Origin of the sequence: Stenotrophomonas sp. 57, assembly GCF_030291075.1 — a bacterium.
In the GTDB taxonomy this organism is placed as follows: Bacteria; Pseudomonadota; Gammaproteobacteria; order Xanthomonadales; family Xanthomonadaceae; genus Stenotrophomonas.
The window spans coordinates 2,350,385-2,363,198 of record NZ_CP127407.1; the positions used below are offsets into that span (position 1 = coordinate 2,350,385).

General features: G+C 68.1%; 12 protein-coding genes. 1 reads left to right on the top strand and 11 read right to left on the bottom strand.

From position 1 onward, the window contains the following. Window positions 1-69: 69 nt before the first annotated feature. From QP512_RS10835 to QP512_RS10870, 8 genes are all read right to left on the bottom strand, one after another. Window positions 70-630 carry a TetR/AcrR family transcriptional regulator gene (locus QP512_RS10835; RefSeq protein ID WP_286068490.1) on the bottom strand — a complete coding sequence of 187 codons (561 nt, stop codon included), beginning with the start codon at window positions 628-630 and terminating at the stop codon, window positions 70-72. A 4-nt stretch (window positions 631-634) separates the two neighbouring features. After that, on the bottom strand, window positions 635-2,167 hold the full coding sequence (locus QP512_RS10840) for an MFS transporter (RefSeq protein WP_286068492.1): 1,533 nt from the start codon (window positions 2,165-2,167) through the stop codon (window positions 635-637). Between the two features lie 151 nt (window positions 2,168-2,318). Beyond that, complete coding sequence (locus tag QP512_RS10845) at window positions 2,319-3,065, bottom strand: hypothetical protein (RefSeq protein ID WP_286068494.1); 747 nt, start codon at window positions 3,063-3,065, stop codon at window positions 2,319-2,321. Then, window positions 3,065-3,685, bottom strand: a complete 621-nt coding sequence (locus tag QP512_RS10850) for a DUF3299 domain-containing protein (protein WP_286068496.1) — start codon at window positions 3,683-3,685, stop codon at window positions 3,065-3,067. Before QP512_RS10850 ends, QP512_RS10845 begins: the two co-directional genes overlap by 1 nt. Next, a complete protein-coding gene (locus QP512_RS10855; protein WP_286068498.1) occupies window positions 3,675-4,226 on the bottom strand; it encodes a DUF3299 domain-containing protein in 552 nt (183 codons plus the stop codon). Before QP512_RS10855 ends, QP512_RS10850 begins: the two co-directional genes overlap by 11 nt. 2 nt (window positions 4,227-4,228) lie before the next feature. Then, window positions 4,229-5,482, bottom strand: a complete 1,254-nt coding sequence (locus QP512_RS10860) for an FtsX-like permease family protein (RefSeq protein WP_286068500.1) — start codon at window positions 5,480-5,482, stop codon at window positions 4,229-4,231. Then, on the bottom strand, window positions 5,475-6,170 hold the full coding sequence (locus QP512_RS10865) for an ATP-binding cassette domain-containing protein (protein WP_286068502.1): 696 nt from the start codon (window positions 6,168-6,170) through the stop codon (window positions 5,475-5,477). The genes QP512_RS10860 and QP512_RS10865 overlap by 8 nt, the downstream gene beginning before the upstream one ends. Continuing rightward, complete coding sequence (locus QP512_RS10870; protein ID WP_286068504.1) at window positions 6,167-6,700, bottom strand: DUF2796 domain-containing protein; 534 nt, start codon at window positions 6,698-6,700, stop codon at window positions 6,167-6,169. The genes QP512_RS10865 and QP512_RS10870 overlap by 4 nt, the downstream gene beginning before the upstream one ends. A 33-nt stretch (window positions 6,701-6,733) precedes the next feature. On the opposite strand from QP512_RS10870, the gene QP512_RS10875 reads away from it, so the two are divergent. Continuing rightward, the gene (locus tag QP512_RS10875; protein ID WP_286068505.1) at window positions 6,734-7,210 is read left to right on the top strand and encodes a MerC domain-containing protein; all 477 of its coding nucleotides are present in this window, start codon (window positions 6,734-6,736) and stop codon (window positions 7,208-7,210) included. A 91-nt stretch (window positions 7,211-7,301) separates the two neighbouring features. Here QP512_RS10875 and QP512_RS10880 read toward each other — a convergent pair whose 3' ends face one another. Genes QP512_RS10880 through QP512_RS10890 form a run of 3 tightly spaced genes read right to left on the bottom strand, consistent with a single transcriptional unit; the run spans window position 7,302 to window position 12,792 of the window. Next, entirely contained in the window at window positions 7,302-10,379 is a 3,078-nt protein-coding gene (locus QP512_RS10880) for a CusA/CzcA family heavy metal efflux RND transporter (RefSeq protein ID WP_286068506.1), read from the bottom strand. Further along, window positions 10,376-11,548, bottom strand: coding sequence for an efflux RND transporter periplasmic adaptor subunit (locus tag QP512_RS10885; protein ID WP_286068507.1), 1,173 nt, complete (start codon window positions 11,546-11,548; stop codon window positions 10,376-10,378). Before QP512_RS10885 ends, QP512_RS10880 begins: the two co-directional genes overlap by 4 nt. Further along, window positions 11,545-12,792, bottom strand: a complete 1,248-nt coding sequence (locus QP512_RS10890; RefSeq protein ID WP_286068509.1) for a TolC family protein — start codon at window positions 12,790-12,792, stop codon at window positions 11,545-11,547. The genes QP512_RS10885 and QP512_RS10890 overlap by 4 nt, the downstream gene beginning before the upstream one ends. Window positions 12,793-12,814 lie beyond the last annotated feature (22 nt).

Here is a 12,814-nt window from a genome sequence, read left to right on the forward strand (position 1 = left end):
TCGACTGCTCTTCGCTCAGATCCCCCAAAAACCCCCGCGCTGCGTGCGATAGTCGACTGACAGTCGACTCTACAAGTGCGGCGACCCGTCCGGCTTCGCCAGCAACCCGGCGATGCGCTCGGCAACCTGGGCACGCACATCTTCATCCAGCTGCCCTTCGTACATCGCCTCGTAGATCCACAGGCCATCGGCCGCCAGCCGTGCAACGAAATTGTCGAGCGTGGCCGGATCGTCGCTGCCTGCCTCCGGCGCGGATGGCGCCCAGCGTCGTACTGCCGGCCCCCACGGACGTTCGCCAGCCTCCGGGTCGGCCGATTCAAGCATGAACATCAGCTCGGCACGCGTGGCGCTCTGGGCCGACACGCGCACGAAGGTCTGGTAGCGCTCCAGCGCCGTGGCCTGCTCGGCGGTCTTGCCCAGCAACGCTTCCATCGACGTCTCCCAGGCACGCACCAGGTGTTCGTCGATACCCCGCAGCAGCGCCTCGCGGGACGGGAAGTGGTACAGCAGGCCACCACGGGTCAATTGGGCCTCGGCCGCCACCGACTCGAAGGTCACCGCACGCACGCCGTCACGATTGATCACGTTGACGGCGGCGTCGAGGATGCGGTCGCGCTTGCTGGTTCTCATGGGCTCATTTTACGCGATCGGCGGCGCCCTCGCGGCCACCAACACGGCCACGCAACAGGCGTGCGATGAGCGCGGCACCCACCGCCAGCACCACCGTGATCACCAGCAGCACGATCTGGTAGCCGCGATCGTAGGCCGCCGCGGCCAGCGCGAACCACTCGCCCTGCCCGCTTTCGCGTGCCACGTGCAGCGCCTGGGTGAAACCTTCGCGTGCAAGCGCCGGCATGTCGGCAGAGGCCGGCAGGAACGCGCTGTACATCGCAGCGCTCAAGCTGCCCAGCATCGCCACTGCCAGCAGGCCACCGAACTCGTAGGACACTTCCTCCACCGACGACGCCATGCCCGCGCGGTGCGCCGGTACGTTGTTGAGGATGGCGGTGGAGGCCACCGAGATGGCCGAACCCATGCCGAAACCGGTGATCGCCATGCCCGCCACCACCCAGCCGAGCCCGTGCGGGAAGCCGAATGCCACCACGCCGACACCCAGTGCGCCCGCAGCCAGGCCACCGCAGATCAACGGACGCAGGCCAACCCGATGCAGGATGCTGCCGCCCAGCAGTGCACTCGGCAGGCTGCCCAGCGCTGCCACCGACACCAGCAGGCCCGCCTGCAGCGGCGTGAAGCCTGCAACCAGCTGGAAACGCTGGGTGGTGACCAGCTGCAGGCCGGCCATCGCGAACAGGGTGAACACCGCAGACAGCGTGCCGGCCAGGAACGCCGGATTGCGGAAGATCGCGAAGTCCAGCAACGGATACGGCAGCTGTTGCTGGCGACGCGCGAACGCCGCGCCGGTCACCACGGCCAACAGCAGCGCAGCAACGCCCAGCGCATACGACGGCGGCGTGGCGATCAGCGACTTGATCGCCAGCACCAGGCCGGAAAGCGCAGCGAGTGCCAGCAGCGACGAAACGAGGTCCCAGGGTCGCGACGTATCGCGCTGGCCTTCCGGCGCCAGCAGCAGCGTGGCCGCGAACGCGACCACCACCACCGGCACATTGATCAGGAACACCGAGCCCCACCAGAAGTGCTGCAGCAGCCAGCCGCCGATGATCGGTCCCAGTGCTGCGCCGACGATGGCGACGGAACCCCAGATCGCAATGGCGATATTGCGCTCGCGCTCCTCATGGAAGCTCAGCCCGATCAGCGCCAGCGTGGCCGGCATCATTGCCGCCGCACCCACTGCCAGGAAGGCACGCGCGGCAATCAGCTGGGGGGCGCTGCCGGCGAACGCCGCCGCCAGCGAGGCGATGCCGAACACCACCAGGCCGATCAGGAACATGCGGCGATGGCCGATGCGGTCGCCCAGCGTACCCGCGCCCAGCAGCAGGCCAGCCATCACCAGCGGATAGGCATTGATGATCCACAACGCCTGGCCCGCACTGGCCGAGAGTTCCTCGGTGAGCGTGGGCAGTGCGGTGTAGAGCACGGAGTTGTCGAGCGTGACCAGCAAGAGGCCGGCAGCGACGGTGAACAACAGTGCCCAGCGACGGGCACGCGACAGGGCCGGAGTACCGGCCAAGGGCTGGGACAGAGCCATGGGACAACCTGATGGGGTGAAGTACGGCCATAACTATACCGGACATCCGGTATAGTTATGGCCTTCCGGACCAGCCGGTTCAGCCTTTGTAGAGGCGAGCTTGCTCGACGGAACGGCCGGGCAGGCATGGCCGGGCTCGACCGGTCAATGTCTACCGGCAGCCTTCTGGCAACGCCGCGATCGCCGCCACTACCGCACCCTGCATGCCCTGGCCCACAGCCATGTCCAGCTCGCCGCCGGTGCCGCCGTGCTGGCGCCGCAGTTCGTCCTCGCACAGCCTGCGCACGCGCGAGCGCGCGTTCGCCCGCAGGCTGCTGCAGCGCCAGTCGGTGCCCCCCAACGGCAATACCGAGTACACCACGCTGTTGCAGGCGTTGCCGGCGCGCTGCTGCAGCGACAGACCATCGAAGTCCCGTGGCTCGCTGCTGTGCTCCGGGTCGAAATAGCTGTCCGGGAAGGTTCGCGCGTACTGTTCAACGTCCACATCCATGACGCGCCCGCCGGCCAACGGCATGCGCAGGCGCTCACCACACCGCATGCCATCGGCGCGATGCTGGATGTACTGGTAGATCGGCCGATCCAGTGTTGGATCCTGCTGGGTCACCGCACTGACCGCCGCCAGCACCGGCAGCGAGGCACGATTGGCCATGCGTGCCAGCAGCCCGGCCTGCGCCGGCTGGCAGCGGTCACGCAGCGTTGCCGCCAGCAGGAACAGCACATCGTTGCGAAAGGGCGGTTCCTCCACCATGTGCCGTTCGATGCGCTGGCGCGCCACGGCCGCAGGTGCGGGAAACACAATCGCGGGCGGCTTGGAGACGACAACACGCCGATGCCATCCCGCCACCAGCGCGATTGCGGTTGCCAGCACGCCCGCAGCGATGAGCCAACGCCTGCGCATCAGTTGCCGATCGCCGTCAGCGTCGCCGACGCTGCATCGTAGGATGCGCTGGCGATATCCGCATTGAACCGCTTCACCTGCAGGCGGCCGGCAAGCCGATAGGGATCCCACAGGTTGCCCAGCGCGATCGGCGTGGCCAGGGTGACATGGATGATCTGGTTCGGCGGCGGCGGTGGCACGTGGATGCATGCGCCGTAGAACGGCACGAACAGCAGTTCATCCACCAGGCCCGCATCCGTGGTCCCCAGCGGCACCACGAAACCGTCCAGATCCACGGCGCGGCCATCAGCTGCGTCGACCACGCGCGAAGAGCCGAACTGCCTGGCGCGGTCCGGGCTGGAATGATCGATCTCCAGCCCCGGGGGCGTGCCCGCGCCGGTGTCGTCGATCAGGCCGCCCACGCCGTCCATCCCATTGCGTGACAGGCCGATCTGCGGGCGCGGGCGCTGGTAGGTCACTTCGTCGGGCCGCAACGCGTCCCAACGGTCGATGGGGGCTTCGGCCGAGCCGGAGCATGCCGGCTTGTCCTGCGGCTTGACCATCACGGCATCGCCGCCCGGCGCCGTGCAGCCCGCCAACCACAGGCATCCCAACGCCAGCAACAGGTGGCTACGGTTCATACGTCCTCAGCTGCGCATCACGCATGGTGTAGGCCGAACCGGCCAGTTCGTCGTCCAGCCGCTCGGCCTGCAGCGTCCCGACCAGGAAGAAGGGCGAGTACATGTCCGGCATCTCGATCGGCCGCGGCAGCACCACGTGCACGATCTGGTTCGGCGGCGGCGGTGGCACGTGGATGCAGGCGCCGTAGTACGGCACGAACAGGAATTCGGTCAGGCGCCCGTCCTGCGCATTGGCCAGCGGCACCACGTAACCGGGCAGTCGTACCGGACGCCGCAGCACCGTATCCACGGTGCGGAAGGTGCCGAACTGCGGCATGCGGCGATTGCCATTGTGCTCGACCTCTGGCCCTTCGCCCCGCTCCAGCGCCGCCAGTTCGTCCCTGGGCATCATCTGCAGCCAGTCCAGCTCCTGCTCCCCGGCTGCGACCGTACCCGCGCGGTCGACCACCGACGAGGGCGGCAAGGCCTGCACGCCGGTATCGACCGGCCGCTCGCACGCCACCAGCGCGAGCATCATCGTCAGCAACCCGATCCCGCGCATGCTCAGGCTCCCGGCGACAGGCCGTCGGCCACAGTGCGGCGGTAGGCCAGAACGGCCGGCACCAGCCCGGCCAGTGCGCTGATCCCCAGCACCGCCGCCACCCAGCCCAGCTCACGGCCGTCGGGCCATACATGGGTAATGGACAGGCCGAACGTCGCCAGCACCCAACCACGCCCCGCCAGGCTGGCCAGGACCAGCAGCGACAGCGCCAATGCGCAGGCGGCCGCGCTGGTCGCCACTGCCTCCACCACCAGCAGGCACGCGATGTCGCCTGGTCGCGCGCCGGTGGCGCGCAGCACCGCCATCTCGCGACGCCGCTCCTGCAGGGTCGAGACCAGCAGCGCCACCAGCGAGACCATGCCCAGCAGCACCACCATCGCACTGATCAGCTGCAGGGCGCGCTCGGCGGCACCCAGCGACTGCCACAGCTGCTGCAACGTCACGCCCGGCAGGATCGCCAGCATCGCCTCGTCTGGATACTCGTTGATCCTGCGCTGCACCGAGAACGTTGCGATGCGCGAGTTCAGGCCGAGCATGAAGGCGGTGATGCTGGTCGGAGTCAGGTCCAGGTGGCGCGCCTGCTCGGCACTGACGCTCTGGCTGCGCAGCTGCACGCCCGAACGCCAGTCGACGTGGATCGCTTCGATCGCCGGCAACGAAACCAGCACCGATGAATCGACCGGCGTGCCGGTGCGCTTCAGGATGCCGGAAACACGGAACGGCTTGTCGGCATGCGTCGCCAGGGCGACCGCCCCGGTGCCATGGGCCAGCACGATCTCGCTGCCGACACCCACCTTCTGCGCATGTGCCACCTCCGCGCCGATCACCGCGTCATACAGATCATCGAACGGCCGTCCCTGCGCAAACCCGAGCGTGTGCCCGGCACCGTAGCGATAGTGTTCGAAGTAGCCGCCACTGGTACCGATCACACGGAAGCCGCGCCAGGAATCACCGAGCGACAACGGCACCGCCCACTTCACCTGCGGTAGCGTGGACAGCTCCTGGTAGGACTGCCAGGACACATTGTTGGTGGGATCGCCGATATGGAACACCGAGTACAGCAGCAGATTCACCGGTCCAGAGCGCGCACCGACGATCAGGTCGGTGCCCGACACGGTACTGGCGAAGCCTTCGTGCGCCTGGTTGCGTATGCGTTCGACGCCCAGCAGCAGTACCACGCTGAGGGTGATGACCAGGATGGTCAGGCCCACGCTCAGCGCACGGCTGCGCAGGCTGGCCCAGGCAAGCTCAAGCATGGTCGCCACCTGCAAGGTTGATCTGCGACAAGGCAAGGGTGCGGTCGAACAAGGGTTGCAGGCTGTCGTCATGGCTGACCACCACCACCGTTGTGCCTGCCGCCTGGCCCTGCGCTGACATCAGCCGCAGGAAGGCGGTGGCCGCATCGCGATCCAGCGCCGAAGTAGGTTCGTCAGCCAACAGCAGGGCCGGTCGACCGATCAATGCTCGCGCCGCGGCCACGCGTTGCTGCTGGCCGACACTGAGCGTGCCAGCGCGCCGCTGCATCAGCGCCGGGTCCAGCTGCAGGGCGGACAACAGCCGCGCGATCTCGCCATCCAGCGGCCCGCTGACGCGCTCGCTGCGCAAGCGCGAAAAGCGCAGGCCCAGCGCGATGTTGTCGCGCACGCTGAGGAACGGCAGCAGGTTGAACTGCTGGAAAATCACGCCCAGGTGGTCGGCACGGAATCGATCCCGCGCCGCACCGCGCATTGTGTGCAGCGGGCGCCCCGCGACCTCGACATGCCCCCTGCTCGGCAGCAGCACGCCGGCCAACAGGCCCAGCAGGGTACTCTTGCCGCCCCCACTGGCGCCTCGCAGCAGCACGCTGCTGCCCTGCTCGATCGACAGTCGCGGAATATCCAGCACCCGGCGCACGCCATAGCCGAACTGCACGTCTTCGAGTGCGATCACTGGTACCGCGCTCACGGTGCCAGCACCACGCGCAGGTTGCCGGGTGTCAGCACGTTGCGCCCCTGGCCGTTGGCCGTGGTGCTGTTGACGATGACTTCGTGCAACCCGGGGAACAGTACCGGCAGGCGCACGACGATGGCGCGCAATGCGGCCGGATTCGCGCAGCGGTACTGGAGCGTGGCAGTGAAACCGGCGTGTCGATGCTGTGCTGCCGATGGCGGGGCGACCGTCGCGTCGAAACCCTCCGCCGTGGCGTGGCTGCTGGCCACGCGGCACCCTGCAGCGGTGGGCAGGGTGACCCAGCTTCCCCCCTTCAACAACACGGTGGCACGCGCCAGCGCGGCCTGCTCCGCTGCGCTGCCTGGCGCTCGCTCGAAGTCCAGGATGCCGATGCCCGGTGCCTGCAGGGCAACCTCCAGCGTGCCTCGATCCAGCGCCAGGTCGAGCGTGGCCTGGCCATGCATGTGCGGTGCATGCTGGCGGATATCGTGTGCATGCGCAGCGCTGGCGCCCAGCAGCAGGAAGAGAGCAGCAGGAAGCTTCATGACGTGGACTCCACATTGTTACTATGTAACATTATGGACCACATCCCCACCACGCCCGCAAGGGCCTTGGCCCAGCCGCCAACGTCGGCACGCTGGCACCCCCACATCGACCTGGCTGGCGCCTGGCTGTCACTGGGCTGCGCCGCGCACTGCATCGCCCTGCCCCTGCTGCTTGCCTTCGTGCCCGCGGCAATGATGGCGCTGCGCTCGTTCCAGCATCCCGGACATGGAGCAATGACCCTGCTGCTGGTGATGTCGCGCTGGGAATGGCTGTTCGCGCTGCTGGCCTCGGCGTTGGCGATGGCCAGTACAGCGGCCGGGCTGCACCGGCATGGCCGCTGGCGCTCGGTACGGCTCGCCAGCGTCGGCGCCGGCCTGTTGCTGTCCGCCTCGCTGTACCTGCCACTGAAGGAATCACTGCTCTGGCATGGCGTGGCGACCGCCTGCGGCGGCGTGCTGCTGGCGGCAGCGCACATCAGCAACCGCCGCGCATTGCGCCAGCGCCGCTAGCGCCGGGCCATGCCCGCCATGGCATTTCGTCATCCACGCCCGGCATGGATCTACTGTAGGGCCGAGCATAGGGCTCGGCTCTACACTGTGGTCACCCCGCGCGGGCCTCTCGGCGGCGGTGTACCCAGTAGTACAACGTGGGCAGCACCAGCAGGGTCAGCAGCATCGCCGACAGCAGACCGCCGATCACCACCACCGCCAGCGGCTTCTGGGTCTCGGCACCGATCGCGTGCGAGGTGGCCATCGGCAGCAGGCCGAACATCGCCAGCAGCGCCGTCATCAGCACCGTGCGCAGGCGCTGCAGCGAGCCCTGCACCACCGACTGCAGCAGATCCATGCCCTGCTCACGCAGCTGGGCAAAACGGCTGAGCATCACCACCCCGTTCAATACCGCCTGCCCGAACAACGCGATGAAGCCGATCGCTGCCGACACCGACAGCGGAATGCCGGTCAGCCACAGGGCAAGGATGCCGCCGATCATCGCCAGCGGCACGTTGGCCAGGATCAGGGCTGCACTGCTGATGTCCTTGAAGGCATCAAACAGCAGCACGAAAATGATCAGCACCGACAACGGAATCACCCAGCCCAGCCGCTTCATCGCGCGCTGCTGGTTCTCGAATTCACCGGACCACTCCAGCCGATAGCCCTCCGGTAGCTGCACGCTGGCATCCACGCGCTTGCGCATGTCGGCCACCACGCTGCCCATGTCACGTCCGGCGATGAAGATGCTGACCGCCTTTACCCGTTGCGCGTTCTCACGCGAGATATTGATCGCGCCACTGGCCATGTGGAAATCGGCCACGTCGGACAGCGTCACCGCATGGCCATCACCGATGCCCACCGGCACCGTGCGCAGGCGTTGCAGATCACGGTCGGCATCGTCCAGGCGCAGTGTGATCGGGAACTTGCGGTCGCCGTCCCAGAGCTCGCCGACCTGGCGGCCGCCCAGCGCGGTCTCGATCACCTCGTCGATATCGCGCACGTTCAGGCCGTAGCGCGCGGCACGGTCGCGGTCGATCTCGATCTGCAGCTGCGGCAGGGAGCCGTCACGGTCGATGAAGGCGCTCTCCACGCCCTCCACGCCGCGCACCTGGGCCAGGATGGCCTGCGCCTGACGGTTCAGCACCTCCAGGTCCGAGCCGCTGACCTTGATCACCACCTGGCCCTTGATCTGCGAAATGCTCTCCAGGATGTTGTCGCGCACCGGCTGCGAGATCGAGAACTCCGGTCCCGGAATGCGTTGCTCCAGGGTACGTTGCAGATCACTCACGAGCTGCCGCTTGTCCACGCCCTTCGGCCACTCCTTCTCCGGCGTCAGCGCCACCAGCGCCTCGATCTGGTTGGCGCCCTTGGCATCCGAACCATCCTCGGGACGACCCAGTTTGGCCACCACCGTGGACACCTGCGGGAACGTGCCGACCAGCTCGCGGATGCGCCCCGACTGCTGCTGGGCTTCGGCCAGGCTGGTGCTGGGGTCGAGCGTGGCGGTCAGCCAGATCGAACCCTCGTCCAGCTCCGGCAGGAACTCCGAGCCCAGCCGCGTGCCCAGCGCCAGCGTAGCGACCAGCAGCGCCAACGCGGTCAGCACCACCGCACGTGGTCGCGCCAGGGCGCGCTCCAGCACCGGCTTGTACCAGCCGGTCAGGCGGTCCATCAACGGGTTCTCGCCGCGCATGCGGTCGCGCCGCAGCCACCAGTAGCAGAACAGTGGCACCACAGTCAGCGCCAGGATCAGCGCACCGATCAGCGCTGAGGTCACCGAATAGGCCATCGGCGCGAACATGCGGCCTTCCTGGCGCTGCAGGGTGAAGATCGGGATGTGCGCGGCGATGATGATCAGCATCGAGAAGAACGTCGGCCGCCCCACTTCGGATGCTGCCGACAGGATGGTCGAGAAGCGCGTCTTCCTGTCGGCGTTGGGCGGCAGTTTCGATAGTCGCGAAACGATATGCTCGGTCACGATCACCGCACCATCAATGATGATGCCGAAGTCCATCGCCCCCAGCGACAGCAGGTTGGCCGGCACGCCCCAGAGGTGCAGGCCGAGGAAGGTCGACAGCAGCGCAAGCGGCATCATCGCCGCCACGATCAGCGCCGCGCGGGCGTTGTAGAGGAACAGCCACAGCACCAGGAACACCAGCACCGCACCTTCCAGCAGGTTGCGGAACACGGTCTTCAACGTGGTCGAGACCAGCCACGAGCGATCGTAGAACGGCTCGATGCTGACCCCGGCCGGTAACTGGTTCGCCTCGATCTCGGCCACACGCTGGTGCAATGCATCGAGCACGTCGGACGGATTCTCGCCCTTGCGCATCAGCACCATGCCGAACACCGCATCATCGTTGTCGTCCTGCCCGACCAGGCCCTGGCGCGGCAGGCCGGTATCGGCGATGCTGGCCAGGTCGCGTACCAGGATCGGTGTACCACCGCGCTGTTCCACCACCACGTTGCCGATGTCGGTCGGCGAACGCATCAGGCCGACGCCGCGGATCAGGAACTGCTGCTGGCCACGCTCCACATAGCCCCCACCCGCGTTCGAGCTGCCCTTTTCCAGGGCTTCGGCGAACTGACCGAGACTGATGCCACGGTCGCGCAGCTTGTCCAGGTCCGGCTTGACCTGGAACGTCCGCGCGAAGCCACCAAAACTGATCACATCGGCCACGCCGGGCACCGTGCGCAGGCCACGCTCCATCACCCATTCCTGCGTGGTGCGCAGTTGGGTCGGGGTCAGGTGCGGACCCTTCAGCACGTAGCGGTAGATCTCGCCCACCGCCGAGCTCATCGCCTCCAGTTCCGGGGTCACCCCTTCCGGCAGTTCCACGCCCTGCAGGCGCTCCAGTACCTGCTGCCGCGCGAAATAGTCATCGGCCTTGTCGTCGAAGGTCAGGATGATCATCGACAGACCGAACTGCGTATGCGAGAACACCCGCACCGAATGCGGAATGCCGGACAGCGCCACCTCCAACGGCATCGTCACCTCGCGTTCCACCTCTTCGGCCGCGCGCCCCGGGTGCAGCGACACCACCGTCACCTGGGTATCGGACACATCGGGGAAGGCTTCCACCGGCAGCACACGGAACGCCGCGATGCCGGCGCCGATGAACAGCAGCAACGCCAGCATCACCATCAATGGCTGTCGCAGGCAATAGGCAATCAGGCGATCGATCATGGCGCGGCGTGCCCGGTTCCGGTGGCGGCCGCGGCCGGAGCGCTGTCCACCAGCTGCTGCAGCAGCAGCCCGCCCTCCACCACCACCCTGCTGCCCGCGGCCAGGCCCTCACGCACCCACAGGCGGCCATCGCCCAGTTCCTCCGCCTGCACGGCGTGGCGCATGAAGCGGCCCTTGCCCTCTTCCACGAACACCACCTGCCTGCCATCGATCAGCAGCACCGCCGCATCCGGCAGCGTGACGCCGCCCTCGGCCGGCAACGCTACCTGCGCGCGCACGTACTGTCCCGCCTTGAATCCGCGCGCACGGTTGTCCAGCTCGGCACGCGCCTGCACCACGCGGCGCTCGCTGTCGACGAAGTCATCCACGTGCTGCAGGGTGGCCTGCAGGGGTTGGCCGTCGGCACCCGGCACGTTTACCTGCATGCCGGCCTTCAGGCGTCCGGCCAGGCTCTCGGGAATGTCCAGCAGCAACCACAACCGGTCTGGATCACCAATCACCGCCAACGGCTGTTCGCTGTCGGGGCTGACTGCCATGCCCGGGCTCATCCGCCGCTCCACCAGCACGCCATCGATCGGCGCGCGCAACGGCAGGCGCTGGTCCACGCGCTGGCCATTGCCATAGGCCTTGGCGAAAGCGGTCGCACGCGCATGATCAGCCTGGCTGCCCGCGAAGTTGGCCTCGGCCTCGTCCAGTTCCCGGCCGGATGCCACGCCGGCGGCATGCAGTTCGCGGGTTCGCTCCAGCTCCCTTCGCGCCTGCTGCAGTTCGGCGCGGCCGCGCACCCCCTCGGCCTGGGCCTGGCCAAACTCAGGCGAGGTGATCCAGGCAATCACCTGGCCAGCCTTCACTTTCTGCCCGGGCTGCGCCTCGATACGTGCGACCTGGCCCGGCAGCGGTGTGCGCAGCATGCTGGAGCGCGTCTCATCCCAGACCACCCGGCCCGGCAGCTGCAGGCTGGCGCTGGCACCCGCGCTCACCGCCTCGCTGCGCAGCACATCCAGCTGGCGGCTGTCGGCCGGGAACTGGATCTGCCCTGCACTGACCTTCGGCGCATCCTCGGTGTACGAGGCCGGTTCGCGGCCGCAGCCGCTCAGCAGGGCCAGCGCCAGCATTGCCGGCAGCACGGCGTGTCGCGCCAGCAGGCGGCGGACGACGGTGGATTTCATCGGGATTCTCCTTCAGCAAGGGATGTGGCCGCTTCCCAGCGCGCCAGGGCAACAGCATGGTCGGCGCGTGCTTCGATCAGCGCGGCCTCGAAGTCGCGCCAGCTGCGGCGCGCGTCCAGCAGGTCGGTCAGGCTGGCGGCACCGCGGCGGTAAGCCAGTTCAATACCCTGCAACGCCTTGCGCGCGGCGTCGGCATGCAGCCCTTCGTAGTCGTCGCGGCGCCGCGCCGCGGATTGCACGCTGGCCTGCAGCTGGTCCAGCTCGGCGCGCGCTTCGCGCTGCAGCACTTGCAGCTCGAGTGCCGCGCTGTCGCGGTCAGCCTCCGCACGCTGGATCGCGCCGCGCGCTCGCGACGGGCCACCGAGTGGAAGGGTCAACGAAACGCCCCAGGTGACACCGCTGATGTCGGTCGGCTCCCGTTCGGCCTCCACGCCCAGCTGGATGTCGCGGTGGCGCTCGCTGCGCGCCAGATCCACACCGGCGTCGGCGGCGGCAAGGCGTGACCGTGCAGCACGCAGGTCGGCGCGCTGCTGCGGATCGAACGCCACAGCAGCCAACGCGACGCCGGTCTGGGGCCACGGATCATCGGCACTGAGGTCACGGCTGTCATCGCGGCCCAGCAGCAGGCCCAGCATGTGCCGCGCGTCGCGCAGTTCCAGCGCTGCCTCGCGCGCGGCGTCGGCGACGGCCAGATCGTCCACCGCCAGCCGCGCACGATCCACCGGCGCCATCGCCCCGGTGGCCACCTGCTTGTCGGCCGCCGCCATCTGTTCCGCCGAACTCTGACGGTTGGCCTCGGCAATCCGCACACGCTCCTGCGCACCCTTCAGCCCGAAATAGGCCTCGTGCAGTGCCACCTGTTTGCGGCGCCGGGCGTCAAGCATTTCCAGTCCCGCCACTTCCAGCAGTGCGTCAGCCTGGCGGATGCGCAGTGCGCGCTTGCCGCCACGCTCCCAGGTCCAGCCCAGCCCCAGCGTGCTGTCCACCCGTTTGTCCTGCCAGCGTCCGGGGCCGACGCCATGCCTGGGACTGACCTTGCTGGTGCCGATCGACAGCTCGGTGGCCGGGCGCAACGCCGCTGTCTGCGCGTCACCCTGCACGCCGCGCAGCTCCAGCGCTGCCGCGCGCAGGTCCGGGTTGTGCGCTTCCATTGCGCGCTGCGCTTCCTGCAGGGACAGCGCCGAAGCCGCGGGCGCGCACAGAAGGGCGGCCAACACGGCCGCAGGACGAAGGGAGAAATTCATGCGCGTCACGGTAAGGTGACGC